The organism is Mesorhizobium sp. M7A.F.Ca.ET.027.02.1.1, assembly GCF_004022985.1.
GTDB lineage: Bacteria > Pseudomonadota > Alphaproteobacteria > Rhizobiales > Rhizobiaceae > Mesorhizobium.
Genome location: NZ_RZOL01000022.1, coordinates 1 through 24,782, shown reverse-complemented (window position 1 = coordinate 24,782; position 24,782 = coordinate 1). Strand labels below are relative to the sequence as shown.

The 24,782-nt window shown below is 63.6% G+C and carries 18 protein-coding genes; 5 read left to right on the top strand and 13 right to left on the bottom strand.

The window, feature by feature from the left end; all coding sequences use genetic code 11:
* Window positions 1-5: 5 nt before the first annotated feature.
* Window positions 6-893 carry a dienelactone hydrolase family protein gene (locus EN749_RS04755; protein WP_128362639.1) on the bottom strand — a complete coding sequence of 296 codons (888 nt, stop codon included), beginning with the start codon at window positions 891-893 and terminating at the stop codon, window positions 6-8.
* 432 nt (window positions 894-1,325) lie between these two features.
* Here EN749_RS04755 and EN749_RS04745 point away from each other — a divergent pair, with 432 nt between their 5' ends.
* Window positions 1,326-1,760, top strand: a complete 435-nt coding sequence (locus EN749_RS04745; protein ID WP_127399337.1) for a hypothetical protein — start codon at window positions 1,326-1,328, stop codon at window positions 1,758-1,760.
* A gap of 138 nt (window positions 1,761-1,898) precedes the next feature.
* Here EN749_RS04745 and EN749_RS04740 read toward each other — a convergent pair whose 3' ends face one another.
* The gene (locus EN749_RS04740; protein ID WP_128362638.1) at window positions 1,899-4,214 is read right to left on the bottom strand and encodes a glucose/quinate/shikimate family membrane-bound PQQ-dependent dehydrogenase; all 2,316 of its coding nucleotides are present in this window, start codon (window positions 4,212-4,214) and stop codon (window positions 1,899-1,901) included.
* Between the two features lie 251 nt (window positions 4,215-4,465).
* Between EN749_RS04740 and EN749_RS04735 the strand changes: the two genes are divergently transcribed.
* The gene (locus EN749_RS04735; RefSeq protein ID WP_128362637.1) at window positions 4,466-7,165 is read left to right on the top strand and encodes a UvrD-helicase domain-containing protein; all 2,700 of its coding nucleotides are present in this window, start codon (window positions 4,466-4,468) and stop codon (window positions 7,163-7,165) included.
* Window positions 7,166-7,268: 103 nt separating this feature from the next.
* On the opposite strand, the gene EN749_RS04730 is transcribed toward EN749_RS04735, so the two are convergent.
* The 6 genes from EN749_RS04730 to EN749_RS04705 all read right to left on the bottom strand — a co-directional run bounded on the left by EN749_RS04730 (window position 7,269) and on the right by EN749_RS04705 (window position 13,969).
* Window positions 7,269-8,450 carry a hypothetical protein gene (locus EN749_RS04730; RefSeq protein WP_145990876.1) on the bottom strand — a complete coding sequence of 394 codons (1,182 nt, stop codon included), beginning with the start codon at window positions 8,448-8,450 and terminating at the stop codon, window positions 7,269-7,271.
* Between the two features lie 534 nt (window positions 8,451-8,984).
* Window positions 8,985-10,034 (bottom strand): ABC transporter permease, encoded by a 1,050-nt coding sequence (locus EN749_RS04725; RefSeq protein ID WP_128288502.1) that lies wholly within the window; start codon window positions 10,032-10,034, stop codon window positions 8,985-8,987.
* The gene (locus EN749_RS04720; RefSeq protein WP_013530993.1) at window positions 10,031-10,828 is read right to left on the bottom strand and encodes an ATP-binding cassette domain-containing protein; all 798 of its coding nucleotides are present in this window, start codon (window positions 10,826-10,828) and stop codon (window positions 10,031-10,033) included. Before EN749_RS04720 ends, EN749_RS04725 begins: the two co-directional genes overlap by 4 nt.
* 88 nt (window positions 10,829-10,916) lie before the next feature.
* A complete protein-coding gene (locus EN749_RS04715; protein ID WP_127269007.1) occupies window positions 10,917-11,930 on the bottom strand; it encodes a substrate-binding domain-containing protein in 1,014 nt (337 codons plus the stop codon).
* Window positions 11,931-12,032: 102 nt separating this feature from the next.
* Window positions 12,033-12,941: a sugar phosphate isomerase/epimerase gene (locus tag EN749_RS04710; RefSeq protein WP_128288501.1), complete on the bottom strand. Its 909-nt coding sequence runs from the start codon at window positions 12,939-12,941 to the stop codon at window positions 12,033-12,035.
* The gene (locus EN749_RS04705) at window positions 12,938-13,969 is read right to left on the bottom strand and encodes a Gfo/Idh/MocA family oxidoreductase (protein WP_128362635.1); all 1,032 of its coding nucleotides are present in this window, start codon (window positions 13,967-13,969) and stop codon (window positions 12,938-12,940) included. Before EN749_RS04705 ends, EN749_RS04710 begins: the two co-directional genes overlap by 4 nt.
* 196 nt (window positions 13,970-14,165) lie before the next feature.
* Between EN749_RS04705 and EN749_RS04700 the strand changes: the two genes are divergently transcribed.
* Window positions 14,166-15,191, top strand: a complete 1,026-nt coding sequence (locus EN749_RS04700) for a LacI family DNA-binding transcriptional regulator (RefSeq protein WP_128362634.1) — start codon at window positions 14,166-14,168, stop codon at window positions 15,189-15,191.
* Between the two features lie 140 nt (window positions 15,192-15,331).
* Here the strand turns inward: EN749_RS04700 and EN749_RS04695 are convergent, their stop codons facing one another.
* Both EN749_RS04695 and EN749_RS04690 read right to left on the bottom strand, forming a co-directional pair.
* Entirely contained in the window at window positions 15,332-16,885 is a 1,554-nt protein-coding gene (locus tag EN749_RS04695; protein ID WP_128362633.1) for a trimethylamine methyltransferase family protein, read from the bottom strand.
* A 12-nt stretch (window positions 16,886-16,897) separates the two neighbouring features.
* Window positions 16,898-19,309, bottom strand: coding sequence for an FAD-dependent oxidoreductase (locus EN749_RS04690; protein WP_128362632.1), 2,412 nt, complete (start codon window positions 19,307-19,309; stop codon window positions 16,898-16,900).
* 244 nt (window positions 19,310-19,553) lie between these two features.
* Here EN749_RS04690 and EN749_RS04685 point away from each other — a divergent pair, with 244 nt between their 5' ends.
* Window positions 19,554-21,038 (top strand): esterase-like activity of phytase family protein, encoded by a 1,485-nt coding sequence (locus EN749_RS04685; RefSeq protein ID WP_128362631.1) that lies wholly within the window; start codon window positions 19,554-19,556, stop codon window positions 21,036-21,038.
* An 84-nt stretch (window positions 21,039-21,122) separates the two neighbouring features.
* On the opposite strand, the gene EN749_RS04680 is transcribed toward EN749_RS04685, so the two are convergent.
* Window positions 21,123-21,908 (bottom strand): L,D-transpeptidase, encoded by a 786-nt coding sequence (locus EN749_RS04680; RefSeq protein WP_128362630.1) that lies wholly within the window; start codon window positions 21,906-21,908, stop codon window positions 21,123-21,125.
* Between the two features lie 143 nt (window positions 21,909-22,051).
* Here EN749_RS04680 and EN749_RS04675 point away from each other — a divergent pair, with 143 nt between their 5' ends.
* On the top strand, window positions 22,052-23,554 hold the full coding sequence (locus EN749_RS04675) for an MATE family efflux transporter (protein ID WP_245491257.1): 1,503 nt from the start codon (window positions 22,052-22,054) through the stop codon (window positions 23,552-23,554).
* Window positions 23,555-23,639: 85 nt separating this feature from the next.
* Here EN749_RS04675 and EN749_RS04670 read toward each other — a convergent pair whose 3' ends face one another.
* Both EN749_RS04670 and EN749_RS04665 read right to left on the bottom strand, forming a co-directional pair.
* Complete coding sequence (locus EN749_RS04670; RefSeq protein ID WP_127382106.1) at window positions 23,640-24,038, bottom strand: SH3 domain-containing protein; 399 nt, start codon at window positions 24,036-24,038, stop codon at window positions 23,640-23,642.
* A gap of 264 nt (window positions 24,039-24,302) precedes the next feature.
* On the bottom strand, window positions 24,303-24,587 hold the full coding sequence (locus EN749_RS04665; RefSeq protein ID WP_128362629.1) for a hypothetical protein: 285 nt from the start codon (window positions 24,585-24,587) through the stop codon (window positions 24,303-24,305).
* Between the last annotated feature and the right edge of the window lie 195 nt (window positions 24,588-24,782).

The following is a 24,782-nucleotide window of genomic DNA, read 5'->3' as shown; positions in this document are numbered from 1 at the left end:
ACGCCCTATGCCAGTTTCTGCTTGAGGAAGGCGATCGTTCTGCCCCAGGCGAGGTCCGCTGCCTTCTTGTCGTAGCGCGCTGCCGACGTGTCGTTGTTGAAGGCATGGTTGGCGCCTTCATAGACATAGACCGTGTATTCGACATGCGCCGCGTCGAGTTCCTTCTTGAAGGCGTCGATGCCGGCATTGATGCGCTCGTCCAGTCCGCCATAGTGCAACAGCAAGGCCGCCTTGATCTTGGATACATCGGCGGCCTTCGGCTGCATGCCGTAATAGGCAACGCCGGCACTGAGATCGGGCGCGTTGATGGCCAGCATGTTGACCGTGCCGCCACCCCAGCAGAAGCCGATGGCGCCGACCTTGCCGTTGCCGTCCTTGTCGCTCTTGAGGAAAGCGACGGTCGCGACACCGTTGGCGATGGTCTGCGCCGGATCGAGCTTGGCGAACATGTCGCGCGCCTTGTCTTCATCGGTTGGCGTTCCGCCGAGCGGCGACAGGAAATCCGGCGCCAGCGCCACGAACCCCTCCAGCGCCACGCGTCGCGTCACATCGCGGATATGCGGGTTGAGCCCCCTGTTCTCATGCACGACGATCACCGTCCCAAGCTTGCCCGCCTTGTCCGCCGGCTTGACCAGGTAGCCCTTCATCTCGCCGCTGCTGCCGGGATAGCTGATGTCCTCGCCCTTCACCCGCGGATCGTTGTCGGCGACAACAGCCGCTTGCGCCAAATTTGCCGCCAGAAGCGGCGCGATCGCGGCGGCCGCCGCACCTGATCCGGCAAGCCGGGTCAACTGCTCCATGAACCGGCGGCGATCGAGCGTCAGATGCGTATATTCGTCATAGGCGTCAATCATCGCCTGGGTGATGGCGGGCTTGGCGTCGGGTTTCGTCATGGATAGGTCCTCTGCTTCGGGCTTTAATTCCCAGCGACATAGGGACCAAGCCGGCATGATCCAGTCGAGCACTCATCGCGGCCGCCGATTGCCTCAGGGCGTAGGGCGCCGGCCGCGCCCGAGCAGTAAAGCCGGCGCCATGCGCGGCCATGTCATCACTTTTTGGTCATTGGCGATAAATCCTGCTGGCGCTGCCACAATCGTGAGGGAAGGTGGCTATCGACCAGTATCTGGCCGTGTGCCCACACGTCAGACCCAGAAGGAAGCGATGACCATGACCATGCCTTCCCCGATCCTCGCCAGCGCGCTCGTCCTTGCGGCGACCGCCGCTTTGGCCCTGTGCTCGATGGTTCTGAACGCAGGCAGACGATCGTTGATCAGGGTCCGCACTGAGCGGAACCGCAACACGAAAACCCAGGGCTGAGTGACGCCATGAACGTCCAGGATATCGTCAACACCGTCTCGCAGAAGGCGGGCCTCGACCAGGTGACGACGCAGAAAGTCGTCGGCACCATTTTCTCGGTGCTCGAACACGAGGCGGAGGGCACAAGCGCCTCGGCGTTCTTCGCCAAGATCCCCGGCGCCGACGACCTCGCCCATCAATATGACGTCATGGCCGCCGCTCCGGCCGGCGGTGGCGGTTTTCTGTCGTCGCTGCAGGGCGCGCTTGGCGGCGTTCTCGGCGAGAAGGCCGGCGCGCTGATCAACGGCGTCGCCGCACTCAAGGCATCCGGGCTCGACATGGCGCAGATCCAGAAGGCCGGCGCGACGCTGATCCAGCAGGCCGAAGCCGCCGCCGGCCCCGACCTGACCAACAAGGTGCTCGGCTCGGTGCCCAGCCTGAAGGGCCATCTGGGGATTGGCTGATCGACAATCGGGCCGATCGGAAGGTTTGCCGCCCCTCATCGCCCAGTCGGGCACGTTTCCCCGTCACTATGCGGGGGAAAGATACCGGCACAGATGATGGTCGGCGCGACCTCTGAGAGATCGCGCCCCCCTGCGCCCCTACTTCGGCAGCGCGTAGGCCATCACATAGTCCCCAGGCTTGGTGCCGACCGAACCGTGGCCACCGGCGACGATGACCACGAACTGGCGGCCGTCGGCGACCGTATAGGTCATCGGCGTCGATTGCCCGCCGGCCGGCAGCCGCGCCTGCCACAGCTGCTTGCCCGACGTCAGGTCGTAGGCGCGCAGATAGTCGTCGACCGCGGCCCCGAGGAAGGCGACGCCACCGGCGGTGATCATCGGCCCGCCGATGCCGGGCACGCCGACCTTCAGCGGCAGCGGCAGCGGCGTCATGTCGTAGACGGTGCCGTTGCGGTGCTTGTAGGCGATCTTGCCGGTCCTGAGATCGGCGCCGGCGACATAGCCCCAGGGCGGCGCCTGGCAAGGAATGCCGAGCGGCGACAGGAACGGCCCCATCACCACCGCATAGGGCGCACCCTCGTTGCGGTTCAGCCCCTGCTCGCTGCCGCGCCCTTCGTCCGGCGGCGGCACCTGATCGCGCGGAATGAGCTCCGACTTGAACGCCAGATAGGTCGGCATGCCGAACAGCACCTGCCGGACCGGGTCGACGGCAATGCCGCCCCAGTTGAAGGTGCCGAAATTGCCGGGATAGATCAGCGAGCCCTGGACGGAAGGCGGCGTATAGCGCCCCTCATAGCGCAGGCCCTGGAATTCGATCCGGCAGGCCAACTGGTCGAACATGGTTAGGCCCCACATGTCGGCGCCGGTGAGCGGCTTCGGCATGAAGGTAAGGTCGGAGACCGGCTGCGTTGGCGATGTGTGGTCACCTTCGATCGCGCCGCCGGGCGCCGGCACTTCGTTGACCGCAATGACCGGCTCGCCGGTGCGGCGGTCGAGCACATAGAGGTCGCCCTGCTTGGTCGGCCCGACCAGCGCCGGCACCACCGTGCCGTCGGGTTTGGTGATGTCGATCAGGCTCGGCTGCGCCGGCACGTCCATGTCCCAGAGATCGTGGTGCACGGTCTGCCGCACCCAGCGCACCTGCCCGGTGTTAAGGTCGAGCGCGGTGATCGACGACGAGAACTTCTCGACATTGGCACTGCGCCCGGCGCCGAGCTGGTCCGGCGTCTGGTTGCCGAGCGGCACATAGAGCAGGCCGAGCTTCTCGTCGGCGCTCGGCGTCGACCACATGTTGGGCGAGTTGGCGGTATAGGTCTGGCCGGCCGGCAGCGGCGTCGTCTGGTCCGGATTGCCGGAATCCCAGTTCCACACCAGCGCGCCGGTGGCAGCGTCGTAGGCGCGGATCACGCCGGATGGCTCCTGCGTCGAATAATTGTCGTTGACCGCGCCGCCGACGATGATCTTGCCGCCTGAGATCAGCGGGGCCGAGGTCGAGTAATAATAGCCCGACTTCGGATAGGGCATGTTGGTCAGAAGGTTCAGCGTGCCGCCCTCGGCAAAAGCCGGGCAGATCTGCCCGTTGGCGGCATCGAGCGCGATCAGCCGCGCGTCCGAGGTCGGCAGGTAGACGCGGGTCGCACAGGGCTGCCCGGCGGCGCCGGCGGCATCGGCGTAATAGGTCACGCCGCGGCAGGTCTGGTGCTGGCGGTCCTTGTCGAGCTTGACCTTGGGATCGAAGCGCCATTTCTCCTTGCCGCTCGCGGCATCGATTGCGATGGCGAAATTATGCGGCGTGCAGATGTAGAGCGTGTCGCCGATCTTCAGCGGCGTCACCTGATAGGTGGTCTCGCCGACATCGTCGGGACCCTTCACGTCGCCGGTCTGGTAGGTCCAGGCGGGCTGCAGCTTGGCGACATTGTCCGGTGTGATCTGGTCGAGCGGCGAATAGCGCTGGCCGAACTGCGTGCGGCCGTAATAGTGCCATTCGCCGGCCGGCACATCATTGCCGAGATTGGCGTTGGCGACCACCTTGTCGGTGCCGAGTTCGCCGGCAATATCCTTCGGATCCGAAGTCATCGAATAACCGGCGACGGCTAATGATGCCAGCACGGCAAGGATCAGCGGCGCGCGTGCGTCAGGACCGACAAGACCCCGCCTCGCCCACGGCATCAGCAGCCACAAAGCGAGAAGCACGATGATGCCGCCGCGAGGCCCGAGTTCCCACCAGTCGAAGCCGGTTTCCCAGACCGCCCAGGCCAACGTGCCGAGCACGATCACCGCGTAGAGCCACAAAGCAGTCGACCTGCGCCGGTAAAGCAGCCAGGCGGCGATCAGGAAGGCAAGGCCAGCAACGACATAGTACCAGCTGCCGCCCAGCATCGCCAGGCGGATACCGCCGCCGCCGAGTGCCAGGCCGATGAGGAAAAGAATGAGGGAGTTGATGGTGACAGCCAAGATGATACTCCTTCGACTGTTGCGCTTTGCGGCGCTGCCATGGCAACCCGGCATTGCGTCGCTGCCCGAAGCACAACTTTCTCCCGACGGTCCCGCCTGTCAAGCATGGGCCTCAAGCGCAGGCGGTAATGGTCCATCGCCATTGGGATAACATCGACCGCACTGGGAGCGTGGGCAGCAATCGGGCACTTTAGCGGAACAAAACGTAGACAGTTCTGGTCTTTCCCCACCGAATCACTACATTCGGGGCAATGTCCGGCTTTTCCGAAGACATGCCCTTTTTCGACGAACCCAATGCGCGGCCCACGGCCCCGTCGGGCATCGCCGCGCGCGCCATGGCTGCCCGCAGCGGTCAAAACAACGCACCCGACTACCTGAAGGGCCTCAACCCGGAGCAGCGGCTAGCTGTTGAAACCACCGAAGGTCCGGTTCTGGTGCTGGCCGGAGCGGGCACCGGCAAGACCCGCGTGCTCACCACCCGCATCGCCCACATCCTCGCCACCGGCAAGGCGTTCCCGTCGCAGATCCTCGCGGTGACCTTCACCAACAAGGCCGCGCGCGAGATGAAGATCCGCATTGGCGTGCTGATCGGCGAAGGCAATGTCGAGGGCATGCCATGGCTCGGCACCTTCCACTCGATCGGCGTGAAGCTGCTTCGCAGACATGCCGAACTCGCCGGTTTGCGCTCCGACTTCACCATCCTCGACACCGACGACGTCGTGCGGCTGATCAAGCAGTTGATCCAAGCCGAAGGTCTGGACGACAAGCGCTGGCCGGCCAAGCAGTTCGCCCAGATGATCGACGGCTGGAAGAACAAGGGGCAAGGCCCGGCCGACATCGCCGAGGGCGATGCGCGCGCCTTCGCCAATGGCAAGGGCCGCGAACTCTACAAGGCCTATCAGGAACGGCTGAAGACGCTGAACGCCTGCGATTTCGGCGACCTGCTCTGCCACCCGATCCGCATTTTCCGCGCCAATCCGGATGTGCTGAAGGAATACCACAAGCGCTTCAAATACATCCTCGTCGACGAGTATCAGGACACCAACACCGCCCAGTACATGTGGCTGCGCCTCCTGGCGCAGCGGCCGCAAGGCAAGCCGATCTCCCCCCTTGAGGGGGAGATGTCCGGCAGGACAGAGGGGGGCGCCTCGCGCCGACAGGCTGGAGGGACAGCGCCCCCCTCTGTCGCCTCCGGCGACATCTCCCCCTCTAGGGGGGAGATCGGGCGCTCTTCGACTGACACCCGCGCCACCGTAAACATCTGCTGCGTCGGCGACGACGATCAGTCGATCTATGGCTGGCGCGGTGCCGAGATCGACAACATCCTGCGCTTCGACAAGGATTTTCCCGGCGCCACCATCATCCGGCTGGAGCGCAACTACCGCTCGACCGCGCACATCCTTGGTGCTGCCTCCCACCTCATCGCCCACAATGAGGGCCGCTTCGGCAAGACGCTGTTCACGGACCGCAACGATCCCGAAGACGGCAAGGTGCATGTCCACGCCGCCTGGGATTCCGAGGAAGAAGCGCGCGCCGTCGGCGAGACCATCGAGACCTACCAGCGGCAAAAGCACAATCTCAACGACATGGCGATCCTGGTCCGCGCCTCGTTCCAGATGCGGGAGTTCGAGGACCGTTTCGTCACGCTCGGCCTCAACTACCGCGTCATCGGCGGTCCGCGCTTCTACGAGCGCATGGAGATCCGCGATGCGCTGGCCTTCTTCCGCGTCGTCGCGCAAGGCGCCGACGACCTCGCCTTCGAGCGCATCGTCAATGTGCCCAAGCGCGGCCTGGGGGAAGCCACCATCCGCCAGATCCACGACACGGCGCGTGCGCTGCGCATCCCGATGCTGGAGGCCGCCGCCAAGCTCGCCGAAAGCGACGAGTTGAAGCCGAAGCCGCGCGCCGCACTTCGTGAAGTGGCGGCCAATTTCGAACGCTGGCAGAAGGCGCTGGAAACCACGCCGCACACCGAACTCGCCGAGACCATTCTCGAAGAGAGCGGCTACACCGACATGTGGAAAAACGACCGCTCGGTCGAAGCGCCCGGCCGGCTGGAGAACCTGAAAGAACTGATCCGCTCGATGGAGGAGTATGAGTCGCTGCGCTCCTTCCTCGAGCATGTCGCACTGGTCATGGACGCCGAGCAGAACGCCGGACTCGACGCCGTCAGCATCATGACGCTGCATTCGGCCAAGGGCCTCGAATTCGAGACCGTCTTCCTGCCCGGCTGGGAGGAAGGCCTGTTCCCGCACCAGCGCGCGCTCGATGAAGGCGGCCGCTCCGGGCTGGAGGAAGAGCGCCGCCTTGCCTATGTCGGCCTGACCCGCGCCAAGAAGAACCTGCATCTGTGGTTCGTCTCCAACCGCCGCATCCATGGCCTGTGGCAATCGACCATCCCGTCGCGCTTCCTCGACGAACTGCCGGAAGCCCATGTCGAGGTCGCCGAAAGCGGCAACTCCTATGGCGGCTACGGCAATTCCTATGGCGGCGGTTCCTTTGCCTCCGGCCGCAGCGGCCAGGGTGCAGGACGGCAGAACCCCTATGGCGCCTCGCGCTTCGACAATGTCGGCGCCGACAGCGAAAAATCCGGCGCCTTCTCCAACACCTATGCGACACCGGGCTGGCAGCGCGCGCAGGCCAACCGCACCGAGGCCACCGACCGCAATTGGGGCTCGCGCTCCGGCCATCAGGTCGAGCGCATCGGCTATGGCGAGACGGACAGCGGCTACGGCGCCGGCCGCACTTCGGTCAAGGGCCGCACCATCGACGGCGAACTGGTCGCCAAATCCGTCGCCGACAAGCCGTCCCCCTTCAGCGTCGGCGACCGCGTCTTCCACCAGAAATTCGGCAACGGCAACATCTCGGCCATCGAAGGCAACAAGCTGACCATCGACTTCGACAAGGCCGGCCAGAAGCGCGTGCTGGATGGGTTCGTCATTGGGGTCTAGAAAGCTATGCGTTAACCGCAGCCTTCCTCCATTTTGTGGCCGAGCGGCGACAGGATGCAAGACGACGTGCTTGACGGCCGCAAAGCGTTGATTGAAATGAGCCTCACAAAATAGAGTCTAAATACGAAATATATTCCTTAAAACGATTGGCAGTATACTGCGAGATGTCGATCATATCTCCCATCGCTTTCGCAACTTGACGCTTTCCTCGATTAAATTTTTGCGTTGCGCGGGGACTATTCTCGGTATTTTCTTTTGCTCCAGCTGCTCCCCTCATAAATTCCTCGATAGATTCAACTGCTTCGGCCATCGTCTTCTTTAAATTCTCTAACGCCTCCTTGTCATCTTTTTCGTCAGATCTTTCGATCATAAGGAGAACACTCTCGAACGAATCGGAGTGCTCTTTAACGCGAAGGCGCATCTGGTCTGTAATTTCCCCCATCGATATCGCTTTTTGGGCAAATATAGCGCCGATATCATCGAATTTGGCCTTTTGATCATTATCCCCATATTTCTCTAGTGCGGACTTCATTTCGGAAGTCATGGCTACGATCAACTGGCTATAAGTCCCAATCAGTTCCGCTAACGCAGTAAGAGCCAAGCTTGATCTCTCCGCCTCATCAAAGAAACCGACGTCATCGGTCTCGATAAGCTCACTTCTATCGACGTCGACATCCACGCTATTTTCGACAGAATCCTCCACCGAAGAGTGAGTGCTACTTGCAATTTCTTTAGAAAACTCCTTTGACGTATTATTCTCTATATCTCTACAGGCGGATTCGATAAACCTTGTTACTATCCCGTCAATTTCATCGTCGTTAAAAAATTCTGCCACGATTGCCATCTTATAAAGAGAGGCTTTAAACTCATTGACCTTCTGTATCTGATTGGCATCTATGGATCTCATATCTGAATCGATTTTTGTTTTGAAAATAACCTGTACGTGTTTTCCTCCAAAAATATTGTCTCTTTTCTCAACTGCGCTGCGGATTTCCTCCGCCGTCCCAGACTCAGCCCTAGCAGTGGCATCACCAAGTCTATCTCCTATTAACCCAATAAGAAGATCATAATCAGCCATCAGCTGCTGGTTAATAGCGGACTGCGGGTCAGTGGTAACTTGTCCTACGATGTCCTTTTTCCAGAAGACCGGCCTGAATATGACTCCCCTATTAAATCCAAATATGTCATTAAACTCATCAATGAGCCCTACGACCTTGTCGACATACATAGACATATTAGAAGGAGACGAGATGAAAACTGAAATGCAGATCATATTTTTTGGCACAAAAACGTCCCCCAAAGCACGCTGAACTTAGCTACTTTATTTACCATAATTTGGTGATTATCAATGAGGCACAGCGTGAGCAAGAACTCAATATAAACCATCGTCGCCCAGCCGGTGAAATGGTGTTGGCGATAAAGCTATTTTTTCAGCTTGCTTAGTACGTCCGAGCAGCTCCGCAGATCGGCACCAGAGAATATCGACGCGACGCACGCTCTCGATAATGCTTCGTCACAACTGGATCTATTGTGCCCAGCATAGGCGATCGAGGCAAATAAGGAACAAGCTGACCATCGACTTCGACAAGGCCGGCCAGAAAACGCGCGCTGGACGGGTTTGTCGCAGCGGTGTGAAGCCCACTTGCCTCGCTGTCCTACAAGCGACCGCCTTGTGTATGCGTCTCTGGCGGAAGCCTCCCCGCCTTCGTCATCCACGGGCAGAGCAGGAACGCAGTTCCGTCGCGGAGACCCGAGGATGACGAAACGATGGGCATCCGCGCCAATCGTCAAGGCATGCGGTCCGCCGACGAAACAGCCCTCACCGATATCGCGCCTGGTTCCATTTATGCCCGAGCAGCGACAGGATGATGATCAGGCCGTTGAAGAACTGCACGTAGAAGCCGCTCAATCCCGCCGCCACGACGCCGGTCTGGATGAAGGACACGGTGACCGCGCCGATGGCGCCGCCGACAACCGTGCCGATGCCGCCCCAGGTCGGCGTGCCGCCGACGAACACCGAGGCCAGCACCGGCAGCAGATAGCCGTCACCGGCGGTCGGCCACCAGGTGAAGTTGATCATCACCGAGAAGGTGCCGGCGATCGCGGCCCCGATGCCGACGAAGACAAACACTTTCACCCGCACGCGCTTGACGTCGATGCCCATCTGCTGGGCGCTGTCGGGATTGTCACCGACCACCCTCACCTGCGCGCCGAAGCGGTGGCGGTTGTAGAGCATCGCCGACAGCACGACGAAGCCGATGGCCCAGAAGATCTGCACCGGAATGCCCAGGAGCTGGCTGGAGAAGATCGTATAGGCCCAGCTGTCGCTGAGGCTGGTCAGCGCCATCGACTTGCCTTCGTTGATGATCTGGATCAGGCCGCGCAGCAGGAAATTCATGCCGAGCGTGGCGATCAGCGACGACAGCCCCCCATAGACGACCAGCGAGCCTACCAGGAAGCCGAGCAACATGCCGGTGACGAGTGCCGCGGCGATGCCGAGGAACGGATCGTAGCCGGCCTGCACGACCAGCGCGAAGACCCATGAGGCGAAGCCCATCGTTGCCGGAAACGACAGGTCGATCTCGCCGCAGGTGACGACAAACACCAGCGGCACCACCACGAACAGCGCAACGGGGAGCGTCGTCAGCACCGAGCGGTAGAGATACCAGGTAGTGAAGACGGTCGGGTTGGCGATCATGAACACCGTCATCATGACGATGAACACGGCGAGCGTGCCGAGCGCGGCACGGTTGTCGAGGATGAAGCCGCGCATCCAGTGATCGGATGGGTGTTTCCACTCCTTCGGGGAACTGGGGCGGGGAATGCCGGCGGACGGCTCGTGCAGGTCGGGCTCCATGGTCTTGCTCATCGTGCTCTCTGCTCCGCGTCGCCGGCATCGTGCAGCCCGGCCAATCCGCCGGGATGCGCGACCTCTTCCATGAAGTTGATGAGATCTTCGGCCGACTTGACCTCGCTGCGGTCTGTCGTCAGCGCGACCTTGCCGCGATCCAGCACGACGAAGCGATCGGCGATGTCGAAGACATGATGAATGTTGTGGCCGATGAACAGGATCGAGCGGCCGCTCGCCCGCACCTGGCGCACGAAATGGAACACCTTGGCGGTTTCGGTCAGCGAAAGCGCCGTCGTCGGCTCGTCGAGAACGATCAGTTCGGCCTGTTTGTAGATGGCGCGAGCGATCGCCACGCCCTGGCGTTCGCCGCCTGAAAGCTGGCCGACGATCGACTGCGGCGTGAACACTTTCGAGGTGAAGCCGATCTCGCGCATCAGCCGGCTTGCCTCCTCGATCTCCTTGTTGACCCTGAGAAAGCCCATGAAGCCGGTCAGCTCTCGGCCCATGAAGATGTTGCGAACGATGGTCTGCTGCACGGCCAGCGCCCGGTCCTGGAACACCGTCTCGATGCCGGCCTCGCGCGAACGCGCCGCACTCCACCCGGTCACCGGCTTGCCGCGCACGAGGATTTCGCCGCTGGTCGGCTTGACCACGCCGGACAGGATCTTGATCAGCGTCGACTTGCCGGCGCCATTGTCGCCGAGCAGGCCGACGACCTCGCCGCGGTCGACGCTGAGATTGACCCCGCCCAGCGCATAGACCTGGCCATAGGACTTGCTGATGTCGCGCAGTTCGATGAGGCGTTCTGCCATCGGATCCTCGCTTGATTGTCTGTTGCCGGCTTTGTCGCCAGCGGTCCCGCCGGCCGGGGCCTGAGATCCCGGCCGGCGGCTTGGGAGGTCAGCGCAGCGCCTGCTTGGCGAGCTCAGCGACGATCTCGTAATTTTCGGGCGTGACGAAACCGGCGCCGGTGTCGACATTCATCGGCGCCAGCCCCAGAACAACCTGCTGGCAGAGGCTGAGGATCGGCAGATAGCCCTGCAGGAACGGCTGCTGGTCGGCGGTCAATTGCACCCAGCCGCCCTTGAAGCCCTCGACGATCTGCGGGCTGGTGTCGAAGCCGAAATTGAATATCTCGCCCGCCTTGCGTCCGGCCGCCTGCATGTAGGTCGATACATTGCCGAGCATCTGCCCGCCGGGATAGCCGACCGCCTTGACGTCGGGATTGTTGAGCAGCGCCGCGGTAATCACCGGAATGGCCAGATTGGGATCGGACGCCCATTCGCCGCTCGGCGGAGAGGACAACTGGATGACCTCGACGCCAGCGTCCTTGAGCGCCGCCACCGTGCCGCGCTCGCGCGCGCCGCGGCTTTCGTTTTCGAACGGACCGATCATGATCGCCTTGTCGCCGGCCTTCAGCTTGCCCAGCTTGAACGCCTCGGCGCCGAGCGCGCGGCCCTGCTGCTCCTGCTGGGCGCCGACATAGCCGCCGCCGAATGCTTCCACCACCTTCGGCACCGGCACGTTCTGGTACATCATCTTGATGCCGTCCTTGTGCGCCTGTTCGGCCAGCGGCATGATCGACGCGTCGCCCGGGTGGCCCATCATGGCGATGCCGTTGGGCTTGACCGCGACGGCCTCACGCAGTTGCTGCACCATCTTTTCGATGTCCCACTGGGAGAAGATGTAGTCGACCTTCGGCCCGAGATCGGCCTCTGCCTGCTTGGCACCATTGTAGACGATGGTGCCGAAAGCGTCGCCCTCGGCGCCACCGACGAAGAAGCGGATGTGGACGTCCTTGCACCATTTGGCGTCGAGCGCCCGCGCGGGCAAGGTGGAGATCGCAGCGGCAAGCATCGTGGCGGCGGCCACGACGGTCGAGCGCAGAACTGTCCTTCTCATCGTCATGCTCATGCACTTATCCTCCCTTTTTGTCCTCGCAAGCGAGGGGTTCGACATTCGCTTCGGCAATGTGCGTTGCAGACATCCCGGCCGGCTCCTCCCGCCGGCCGATCCTCACATCGGGTTCGGCAGGTAGCTGGCCCCTCCCCGGCATTGCTTGAGATATTCAAGCGCCCGCACCTGGCCGGTGATCTCGAGGTCGCCGCGATAGACCGGGTCGTGCCAGCCTTCGATATCGATGGCCCCCTTGTAGCCGGCCAGCCGCAATTCGCTGATCACCCGCGTCCAGTCGCTGTCGCCGAAACCGGGCGTGCGCATCTGCACGAAGGGCAGCCGGCCGAACACGCCATGCTCGCGGATGACATCCCAGCGCACCGTCGCGTCCTTGCCGTGGACATGGAAGATGCGGGGCGCCCATTTGCGGATCTGGGGTATCGGATCGATCAGGTAGACGAGCTGGTGGCAGGGCTCCCATTCCAGCCCGAGATTGTCATCGGGCACTTCGTTGAACATCAGCTCCCAGGCGTCCGGATTGTGGGCGATGTTCCAGTCACCGGCGGCCCAGTTGCCGTCCATGGCGCAGTTTTCGAAGGCGATGCGCACCCCCCTGTCGGCGGCACGCCTGGCTAACGCCCCCCAGACCTCCCTGAAGCGCGGCAGGCTGTCGGTCAGCTTCTTGCCGCGCAGGCGGCCGGTGAAGCCGCTGACCATCGAGGTGCCGAACAGATGCGCATTGTCGATGACCGTTTCCCAGGCCGCGAGCACGCCGCGATCGACCTCGCCGTCTTCCAGCGGATTGCCGAAAACGCCGAGCGAGGACACGGTGACGTCGGCATCGCCGATCGCCTCGCGGATCTGGCCGGCGAGAAGCGGCAGGTCCTTGCCGCCAAGCGTTTGCCAGAAGAAGGGCTGGATGCTCTCGAAGCCGAGCGGCAGGATCTGTTTGACGTAAGCCGCCGGGTCGTCGAGATTGGCCCGCACCATGGTGCCGATCCGGATGTCGAGAAGCGGGTTCGGCGTCATTGTGTATCCTCTGCGATTGTCACGCGGCGGCCGGTCTCGGCGCTTTCGATGGCGCCAAAAACCATGGCCAGGCTCTTGATGTTGTCGGCGCCGCGCGTTTCCGGCTCGGTGCCGGTCTCGATGGCGCGGATAAAATCCTGGAGAATGCCGAGATGGCCGCCGACGCGATCGGACGCATCGAGCGGCGGCACCTCGATCGGCTGGGTTTTGTCGAACATCCCATCGCGGCCCGGCATCACTGCTTCTGCCCTCAACTCGTCATGACCGTCCCAGATGAGGCTGCCGCGCTCGGCAACGATGCGCCAGCTGCCCTCCCAACTGGTGCGGAAGCCGGCCGCGCACCAGCTGCCCGCATAGGTGAAGACCTTGCCGCCGCCGAGATCGAAGACGGCACTGGCCGATGATCCCTGCCGGTACCAGGAATTGGCCGGCTCCCATTCCTGGCAGTAGACGCCGGCCGGCTCGCCGGCGACCATATAGCGGGCGGCGTCGAATGTGTGGATCGCCATGTCGAGCAACAGCACATGCGCCATCTCCTCGCGAAAGCCGCCGAAATGCGGCGCGACGAAGAAGTCGGCGTGGATGCTGGTCGGCGTACCAATGGCGCCGGAATCCAGGAACCTGCGGATGCGCCTGACATTGGCGACATAGCGGCGGTTCTGCACGACGGCGTGAATGCGCCCGGCGCGGCGAGCGGCCTCGACGATGGCGCGCGCATTTTCCGGACTGTCGGCGAGCGGCTTTTCCGTCAGCAGATGGCAATTGTGGGCAAAAGCGGAAAAAGCGACTTCGCGCCGGGCGGCTGGAACCACCACGTCGAACACCGCTTGCGGTTTGGTCTGGTCGAGCACGGCGTCGAGATTGCTGCCGATGACGGCATTGGTGAGGTCGTATTCGCGCGCCCTCGCCCGTGCCCTGTCGGCATCGAGATCCACGAGGCCGATAAGGGTGAGCCCGTGGATCTGCCTGATGGCATCGAGCCAGGCCTTGCTCATCGCTCCGCAGCCGACCAGGACGGCATTGATCATCCGGCGCTCCTCCTCCGCTCGGTCCCTCCAGACCGGTCGTCACGGCATCCACGGCAAGACCGTAAACGTTTTTCCGTAAACGTTTACGAGAACACACCCGGAGGCGTAGAATGTCAATTGGCCTTGGCGAAAATCGTCCTGTCGCCTTGGCCTCAGCGGCTACCGGTGCTAGCCAAGCAAGGGGGAGAACAGTCTCTTGGCATCCAGCATTCACGATCTTGCCCGTCACCTGAACATTTCGATCGGCACGGTATCGCGGGCGCTGAACGACCGCGCCGACGTCAATGCCGACACACGCAAGCGCGTGCTCGAGGCGGCCAGGGCGCTCAATTATTCGCCGAACCAGTCCGGCCGCAGTCTCAGGCAAGGCGCCACCCATTCGATCGCCTTCATGCTGCAGCCGCATCCGGGCGACCAGCAATATGGCGAACCGTTCTTCATGCCGTTCCTGATCGGGCTGCAGGCCAAACTCGCCGAAAGCGGGCTCGACCTGATCGTGGTCATGGGTGCGCCCGGCGACTACCAGCAGGAGCGCTTGCGCCGGGTCGTCGAGACGCGCCGCGCCGATGCCGTGGTGCTCGCCTGGACCCGGCGCGAGGACGATCGCATCGATTACCTGACCCAGGCTGGTTTCCCCTTCGCCACGGTCGGTCGCAGCCGCTCCGGGGCCAAGCCCTATCCCAGCCTCGACCTCGATTTCGAAAAGGCCGGCGCCGATGCGGTCGACCGGCTTGTGGCGCGAGGCCATCGCCGCATCGCCGCCATCCGCCCGGCCCTCGACCTCAATTTCAGCTATCTGTTCCTCGACGGCTATAGCAAGGGCTTGTTGAGACACGGCATCGAAGTCGACCCGGAACTGATCGCGGACGGTTTCATCAACGAGGCCGGCGGCTACGCCGTGACACCGAGGGTCATGCGTTCCAAGAACCCGCCGACCGCCATCATCTTCAACAATGACGTGATGGCGCTCGGAGGCTGCAAGGCACTGGCCGAGATGGGCATCAGGCCGGGCCAGGACATCGCGGTGACAGTCATCGTCGACACGCCGCTCTGCCGCTATTTTTCCCCGGCTCTGACTGCCTTCCGCCCAGCGCTGGAGCCGATGGGACAGCGGCTCGCTGAAATGCTGTTGGCGTCGCTTCCCGCCTTCGCCGGCCCGCAGGGGCCGCGGATCATCCGCGAGGTCTGGCCGCTGGAACTGGTGGCGCGGGACAGCGATTGATGATGGCAGCAGGACCGCCGATGTCGTCCTCCCTCAACAGCACACCGGTGCCGCAGTGCACCGGCCGCAACCTTGAATGCGCGGGAGGCGCTGCAGGTTCCGGATCGCGCCACAACCAGGGCGATCGGCGAGAGCCAGCCTTAAGATACCGGCGCCGCTCCGCCCTCTGCCGTGCGCCGCGCGATGAACTCGTCCAGCATGCCTGAGGTCGCGACGGCCGAGGCCGGTGGTGCGAAATCGGCAAGCACCCGCCTCCAGACACCGGTGGCGCGCTCGCTCGCTGTCTTCGAGCCGCTCTGCGTCCAGTTGCCGAAATTCGACCAGTCGGCCACCAGCGGTTCGTAGAAGGCGGTGCGGTAGCGCGCCATGGTGTGGCCGGCCGAGAAGAAGTGGCCGCCCGGCTGCACCTCGGCGATCGCCTCGAAGCCGATCGTATCGGTATCGCCGGGCGTCGCGGCGCAAAGTTCAGCCACCGTCTGCAGCGCCTCGATGTCGGTGATCAGTTTCTCGAAGGAGACACTGAGGCCGCCCTCCAGCCAGCCGGCGGCATGGATGCACATCGTCGCCCCGGCCAGCACCGAGCCCCACAGCGCGAACTGCGTCTCGTGCGCGGCCTGCGCGTCTGAGATGTTGGCGGCACTGCCGCCGCCCGATCGCCACGGCAGTCCGGTGAAGCGCGCCAGCTGACCGGCGCCCAGCGTCGCCTTGACGTGCTCGGGCGTACCGAAGGCCGGCGCGCCGGATTTCATGTCGACATTGGAGGAGAACGAGCCGTAGACGACCGGTGCGCCGGGCCGCACGATCTGCGCCAGCGTCAGCCCGGCGAGCGCCTCGGCATGCTGCAGCGTCAGCGCGCCGGCGACCGTGATCGGCGCCATCGCGCCAGCCAGGCAGAACGGCGTGATGACGGAGATTTGACCCGCACGCGCGAAATCGATGATGCCTTGCGCCATCGGGATGTCGAGCTGGCGCGGCGAGTTGGTGTTGATGACGGTGTAGCAATATGCATTTGCCAGAAACTCGTCCTGCGACAGGCCACGCGCCAGCCGCAGCATCTCGAACCCGTCCTCGACCTGCGGCGTGCCGCGCGCGAAGACGAACGGGAGCTTGTCGGACAGCGTCAGCTGCGCGCGGTTGACGGCATAGTGGCGAAAGCGGTTGTCGACATCCTGCGGTTCGATGCAGGGACCGAGCATGTGCAGCACGTCGAAATGCTGCACCAGCCGCATCAGATCCTCGAAATCCGCCAGTGTTCCCGGCCGCCGGCCGCGCTCGAGATCGGTGACGTTCGGCGCCCCGCATCCGGCCAGGAAGGTCATCGAGCCGAGCTCCAGCGTCAGATCGCGGGCCCGCGAACCGGCGTGGGCGTGGATCGATCTCGGCGCCGAGGCGAGTGCCGCCGCCACCATGTCGCGGCCGATGCGCACCATGTCGGTGTCAGGATCGACCAGGGCGCCGGCACTGGCGAAAAGCTCACGCGCCTGCGGCAGCAGCACCTTGATGCCGAGCTCTTCCAGCACACGCAGCGCCGTGTCATGGATCGAAGCCACCTGATCATCCGAAAAAACCGGCTGCGGCAGGAATGGGTTCTTCAGCGAATGGTAATTGGGACGGCGGCTGCTTTCGCTGCCGGCCTCGCCCGTGCGTCCACGCCGGCGTTCGCGCCTGCCGTCCCGTGCCGCGTCATCGACCATCGGAAATCCTCCTCATTGCCGCATTGCCTTGCCCTCGGGATCGTAAGGCGAGGCCGCGAGGACACGCGCCGGCCGTTCCTCACCCACGACATGCACGGAGAGCGCGGTGCCCTCGCCTGCGAAATCGCGGTCGACCAGCGCCAGCGCCAGGCTCTTGCCAACCGTATAGCCATAGCCGCCCGAGGTGACGAAGCCGACACGCCGGCCCTGATGCCAGACCGGCTCGAAGCCGCTGGCATCGGCGTCGAGCGCATCGATTTCCAGCGTCACCAGGCATTGGCCGCCGCCGGCCTCCCGCTGCTTCAAGGCAGCTTCGCGGCCGATGAAGCCGCTCTTGCCGAAAGCGATGAAGCGGTCGAGACCGGTCTGGCCCGTCGTGTAGCCTTGCGTGAACTCGCGCGACCAGATGCCGAAGCTCTTCTCCAGCCGCAGTGCATTGAGCGCGTAATAGCCGATTTCGGCAAGGCCGAGATCCTCGCCCGCCGCCAGCAGCGTTTCGCGCAGAGTGGCATGCATGGTCACGGGGCAACTGATTTCGTAGCCGAGCTCGCCTGATATAGACAGCCGCGCTACACGCGCCTGCACCATGCCGATGTCGAATGTGCCGCAGGCCATGAACGGCAGCGCTGCGCCGGACACATCCTGATGCGTCGTTCGCTCCAGTATCTTGCGCGCATTCGGCCCCGTCAGCAGGAAGCCGCTCATCGTGTCGGAGAGGTCGTCGACGGTGACGCCTTCAGCCGCATGGCTCTCGAACCAGCGCATGTGGAATTCCCGGAGATAGTAGGAGCCCATCAGCCAATAGCTGCCGCCGCCCCAGTTGAAGACGGTGAGGTCGCCCTTCAGCCGTCCGTCATGACCGAGCATCGGCGCCAGGCCGGCCCGCCCCGGCTTCGGCAGCCTGCAGGCGAGCAGCCGGTCGAGCCAGGCTTCCGCACCTGCCCCCGCCACCGCATAGCGCGAATAGGCCGAGATATCGACGAGACCGGCGGCGCGCCGCACCTGCAGCGCCTCGTCGCCGACGATGTCGAAGGCGTTGGAGCGCCGCAGCGTCGTGTTCTCGGCAAATCCCATCGGCGCGAAATAGGCCGGGATTTCCAGCCCCCAGGAAGCCGTCCATTCGCATCCCGCCGCGCTCATGCCGTCATAGGCACCCGGACGTTTCAGCGGCCGGCCGGCGGGCAGTCGTTCATTGGGAAAGGTCATCACGAAGCGGCGCGAATAGAACTGGCGCGTCGTCTGCCTGAGATATTCCCGGTTGGCGGCGAAGGCGCCGTAGCGAGCGATGTCCATGCCGAAGATGTCGGCCTGCGGTTCGCCGAAAATCATCCATTCGGCCAGCGACTTGCCAACGCCGCCGCCCTGGCTGAAACCGGCCATGACGCCGCAGGCGACCCAGTAGTTCTTCAATCCGCGCACCGGCCCGACGATCGGATTGCCATCCGGCGTGAAGGTGAAGGCGCCGTTGACCCATTTGCGGATGCCAGCCGTCGCCAGGCAAGGAAAGCGCTCATGCGCCTTGGCGAGTTCGGGGCTGATGCGGTCGATGTCTTCCGGGATCAGCTCGATGCCGTAGTCCCACGGCGCGCCATCCATGTTCCAGTGCTTCGGGTTCTGCTCGTAAACGCCGAGCAGCACGCCCTTGCGCTCCTGCCTGAGATACGAAAAGCCGTCGAGATCGACGGCGATGCCGATTTCCCTGTCCAGCGCCGCGATCTCGGGAATGTCCTCAGTGATGAAATAATGGTGCTCCATCGGCGTCACCGGCAGGTCGACGCCGGCCATGCGGCCGAGCTGCTTTGCCCACAGCCCGCCGGCATTGACGACATGCTCGGCGATGATGGTGCCCTGCTCCGTGACGACATCCCAGCGACCGTCGGCGCGCGCCTTCAGCTCGACGACCCGGTTGCGCAGGATGATGTCGGCGCCGCGCTTTTTTGCAGCGCCGGCATAGGCGTGCGTCGTGCCGTACGGGTCGAGATGGCCTTCGTTGGAATCATGCAGGCCGCCAAGCACGCCGGTGACGTCGACGATCGGGCAGATCGCCTTGATCTCGTCGGGCGTGACAAGGCGCGCGGTCTCGATGCCAACCGACTGGAACACCGCCCAGGCCGATTTCAGCCACTCCCAGCGCGCGGGATCGCTGGCGATGTTGACGCCGCCGGTCATGTGCAGGCCGATATCCCAGCCGGATTCTGCCTCGATCTCGCGGTAGAGATTGATGGTGTAGTCCTGCAGCGCCGCCACGTTGGGGTCGGCGTTGAGCGCATGGAAGCCTGCCGCCGCGTGCCAGGTCGAACCGGCCGTCAGTTCGGCGCGCTCGATCAGCGCCACATCGCTCCAGCCAAATCGCGTCAGGTGGTAGAGCACCGAGGCCCCGACCACGCCACCCCCGATGACGACTGCGCGGTAGTGCGACTTCAAGGCTTCCCCTCCACGGTTAGTCCGAAGGCTGGAGCATATATGCACTGGACATAAGTGTCCAGTGCCGCGCGCGCGCATCGTTTTTCGTCGACCGCCGGCATGCACTGCGCGCTGTCACGCAAGCATCATGTTCGCGCCGTAGACCGCGTTTCGGGGAGGCTTGCGCGGCATCATCGATGTCGCACCTCTTTCAGTTTTTCGTCCCGCGGCCGCTCCGGCACATCCGTCACAAAGAGGATTATCCATGAAACACCTGTATCGAACCGCGTCGCTCGGCGTCGCGCTGGCCTTGTTCACCGCCTTGACGCCGGCGCTCGCCGACAGCACCGCGACCGTCGGCGGCACGAGCTTTGTCAACAAAGGGCTGGTCGGCGTCGGCCGCATCCCGGCCGCTCAGCGCGACAAGTTCGGCGAGACGTTTGGTTCGGGCTCGGGCATGTCGATCGACACATCAGGCTGGACGCATGAGGCCGCCGGCTACAAGGGTTCGCTCTGGCTGCTGCCGGATCGCGGCTACAATGTCGTCGGTACCACCGACTACCGGCCGCGCCTCAACACCGTCGCCATCGAGTTTACCCCGGTGGCACCAGGTGCGGCACCTGCTGCCGGCCAGCAGCAGACCGGCGTCAAGGCAACGCTCGCCGACACCATGCTTCTCACCGACGACAAGGGGGCTGATGCCACAGGCCTGGATCCGCTCAACGGCGTGCGCGCGGCAAGCGGCGACATGCCGATCCTGCCGCAAGCCGACAATGGCAAGCTGGCGCTCGACAACGAAGCCATCGTGCGGCTGCCCGACGGCTCGATGTTCATCTCCGATGAATACGGCCCAAACATCTACCGGTTTTCCGCCGACGGGCATCTGCTGTCGGCAACCCAGCCACCGGCTGCGCTGGTGCCGATGCGCCACGGCACGCCGAACTTCGCCTCGGACAATCCGGGACCCGGTGCCGCCGAGCCCGATCCGAAGGATCCCGACACCGGCCGCCAGAACAATCAAGGCCTCGAAGGCATGGCGATGACGCCCGACGGCAAGTTCCTGATCGCCGTGCTGCAGTCGGCGGCCAGGCAGGACGGCGGCGATTCCGGCTCGACCCGCCAAAACACCAGGGCGCTGGTCTATGACACGTCCGACCTCGCCCATCTCAAATTGGCGCACGAATATGTCGTGCCGCTGCCGGTGTTCAAGGATGCCAAGGGCAAGCCCAAGGTCGCCGCGCAGAGCGAGATCGTGGCGCTCTCCGACAAGAGCTTCCTGATGCTGGCGCGCGACAGCGGCAACGGCCAGGGCCTGAAGGGCGACGCCTCGCTATATCGCCAGGTCAACGTCGTCGACCTATCCACCGCGACCGACATCGCCGGCGGCGCCTTCGACGCCGCTGACAAGCCGGTCGCCCCCAAGGGCGTGGTCGACCCATCGGTGACACCGGCCAAGCTGACGCCATTCATCGACATCAACGACAGTGCCGAGCTCGGCCGCTTCGGCCTGCACAATGGCGCGCCCAACGACCAGGACAACCTTTCCGAGAAGTGGGAGGCGATGTCGGTGGTCAGCGTGCTCGATGAGAAGCTGCCCGACGACTACTTCCTGTTCGTCGCCAACGACAACGACTTCCTCGCCCAGGACGGTTTTCAGGTCGGCGCGCCCTACAAGGCCGAAGACGGCGCCAATGTCGACACCATGTTCCTGGTCTATCAGGTCACGCTGCCGGGACTGGCCAAGAAGTAACGACCACTGCACGGGCGGGCGCGCTTGGCGCGTCCGCCCGGAGCACTATTGCTGGTGTTTTTCAGGCAGATTGATTGAGAAGGCTTACTTCAAGAACTCCGCGTCCTTCGGGACGCCCGCATCGATCGGCTCGGCGGTTCTGCTCGACACGGCCATGATCTTGCCGGCGGCCGACAGGTTGGGACGCACGAAGACCTGAGCGGGGCCGTTGACGCGGCCGTAGAGGTCGATGATGTCCTGGTTCATGAAGCGCACGCAGCCCGACGAAGCGTTCTTACCGATGGAATCCCACTCCGGCGTGCCGTGCAGCCGGTACATCGTGTCCTTGCCGTCGCGGAACAGATACAGCGCGCGGGCGCCCAACGGGCTCTGCGGGCCGGGCGGCATGCCGTCCTTGTATTTCGCCAGTTCCGGCCGGCGCTGGATCATCTCCGGCGGCGGCGTCCAGACCGGCCACTTCTTCCTCGCCTGGACCACGGCGCTGCCGGTCCATCCGAAACCGGCTTTGCCAAGGCTGACGCCATAGCGGATAGCTGTGCCGCCGTCGCGCACCAGATAAAGGAAGTGCTCAGACGTATCGACGACGATCGTGCCGGGTTTCTCCCCGGTCGGATCAGCCACGATCTGGCGCACGAATTTCGGATCGACCTTGGCAACCGGGATTGCCGGCAGTTGATAGCCCTCGTCGACACGCGCCGCATACATGCTTGCGGCATCGCCGAAAGCCGGATCGCTCGGCGGTGCTGCATCCGGCGGCGGCGGCGCCACGTCTGTTGTTGTACACGCCGAAACAGCCAGGGCGCCCAAAGCGGATGCGCCGAGAAACGCGCGCCGGTTCAGGCGCACAGAAAACAGCGGAATATCGGACATGACCCCCCCGGCTTATCCAAGATCTGATAGGAATGCGGCCCCACGCATCGAGGATCAATATCCCATTCCGGAAGCTTTGAGAACATGATTAGATCAAGGCACAACCTGTGTTCCGTTGTATCGGCAATCATCGCGGACGCGACTTGAAACAAACCTTCGCCGAGCTGCCCGCCATGGACGAAAAAAATCCCCCGCGCCGGCGCACCGGCGACCTGACCAGCGGCCCGATCCCGCGCACGCTCTTGCTGTTCGCTCTGCCGGTGCTCGGCTCCAACGTGCTGCAGTCGCTCAACGGTTCGATCAACGCCGTCTGGGTCGGCCGTTTCCTCGGCGAATCGGCGCTGACCGCCACCTCCAACGCCAACCTCGTCCTGTTCCTGATCCTCGGCACCGTGTTCGGCATCGGCATGGCGGCCACCATCCTGGTGGCCCAGTCGGTCGGTGCCCGCGACCTGCCCGAGGCGCGCCGCATCGTCGGCACCAGCGCGACGTTCTTCTTCCTTGTTTCCGTTATCCTCGCGGTCTGCGGCTGGATCTGGGTCGACGCCATTCTCAACACGCTCGGCACACCGGCCGATGCCTTGCCGCTCGCGCGCTCCTATCTGCGCATCATCTTCGTCGCCGTGCCGGTGATGAACCTTCTGTCCTTCGTCATGACCGTGCTGCGCGGTGCCGGCGATTCACGCACGCCCTTCTTCTTCATGGCTCTGGCCGTCGTCCTCGACATCGTGCTCAACCCATTGCTCATCCGCGGCATCGGACCGTTTCCCGAACTCGGCATCGCGGGCTCCGCCACGTCCACGCTGATCGGCCAGACGGTAAGCGTGATCGCCATCCTGATCGTGCTCTATGTGCGCAAGCATCCGCTGCGGCTGGCCGGCGCCAACCTCGCCCTGCTGCGGCCCGATCCCACCTTGCTTCGCATCGTCGTCGTCAAGGGCGTGCCGATGGGTCTGCAGATGATCGTCATTTCGGCGGCGGCACTGACGGTGATGGGCATCGTCAATTCCTACGGCTCACAGGTTGCCGCCGCCTACGGCATCGCTGCCCAGCTGTGGACCTATATCCAGATGCCGGCGCTCGCCATCGGCGCCGCGGTGTCCTCGATGGCGGCGCAAAATGTCGGCGCGGGGCGCTGGGACCGGATCGGCCGCATCGCCGCCTCCGGTGTCGGCTTCAACCTGGTCCTGACCGGCGCACTGGTTGCCGTGCTGTCGGTTTTCGACCGTTCGGTGCTGAGCCTGTTCCTGAGCAGCGACAGCGCGGCGATCGACATCGCCGTCCACATCAACAATGTCGCCTCGTGGTCGTTCATTCTGTTCGGCATAACCATCGTGCTGTTTGCCACCGTACGAGCCACGGGTGCCGTGATGCCGCCGCTGATCATCCTGGTCATTTCGGTGCTGGTCGTGCGCACCGGCTTCGCCTATTTCATGCGTGGCGTGATCGGCGAGGAAGCGCTGTGGTGGAGTTTCCCGGTGGGTTCGATCAGCTCGCTTGTACTGGCGGCGGCCTACTACCGTTTCGGCCGCTGGCGCACCGCGCACATGATCGAGAACAGACCGGCAGCCGGCGAGCCGCCGGATACCGGTCTTGGCGTGCCACGCGGACGCGCGCATCTTTCGCCTGAAACACCGAACGGCTGAAGTACCCGTCAGGCCATGGACATGGCGGCAGGGCCGCAATTGATTTGCCGCCCTGCCCGTCACGCCAGACCCGGCGCAAATGAACCTATTTGCAGGAGAAGCCGGGCGCGATCTTGCACTTGCCGGGACGTGGCCTGTGCGGCCGATGGTGCGGAGGACGGTGCGGCTTGTGCCAGTGTGGCGGCCGATGCGGCGGACGCACGATGATGATTGGCGGGCGAACGATTTGGGAGCGTTCGAGATAACCGGAGCTGGCCCAGCCGCTCACGCCGCCACCATGGATTCTGCACCAGCCCGGCTGGCAGCCGGTGACATTGACCCTGAAGCCGCCGGGCAGCGTTCCGACCCTGGCATATCCCGCTCCCGGCCCGCTACGGACATTGAGATTGGTCGTGGTGTGGGCGCTGTAAGCGAAGGCTGCGGCGGATGTCCCGAAGACCGCAGCCATTATGGTTGCGAACACAAGCAGAAAACGAAATCTCATCAGTCCCCTCCATTCGAATCCCGGCCGTTCATCTGCTTCGGCCAAGACTGCCCTGCAAGAGGAGCGGCCAAGCCAAGAAAAGTCAACAGGTGAGCGGCCGTAACCGTCCTGGCCAGCGGGACTGATGCCGGATTTTTCTTGGACATGGTTGAGGAATTTCCCGGTTGCCGCTTATTGGCTCTTCAACACCGCTGACATTTACTGTCTTTCGACAATTCACCGCGGACCAAGGTGAATCCATGGGCAAAGGCAGGGTCGAGGCATTCACCGACGGCGCATCGCTTTCAGTTTTTCCGCCACCGATGCGGCAAGGTCGGCATAGCGCTCCTCCAGCCGTTCCGCGGCCTTGATGATCGAGAAATCGTGGCCGAACTTTTCCAGCGCCATACGCAGCTTCTCGACGAACTCGGCTTGTTTCTCCAGGGCGGAAAAGAGCGTCGTCACCTGCGTTTCGCTGATGTCGGGGTTGGCCAGCATCTGCGGCACCTCGCGGCCCATCTGGTCGCCAATGGCGGTCTGTTCTTTCAGGATTGCAACCCAGTCCGTCAATCAGGAAATCTCCGTTTGTCCCCGAGGCTGAAGTTTTTTTGTCCCCAGGGCAAAATCTCTTTTGCGGAGGCAAAGGGCAACATGCGCAGCCTCGACCGAACTGGTCAACCCGACAAGGCGGGCAGAGGCTTGCGCCGGCCGGTTCCGGCGCTAAGTTCGGCGCCATCGAACAAGGAACCCATCGCCCATGATCAC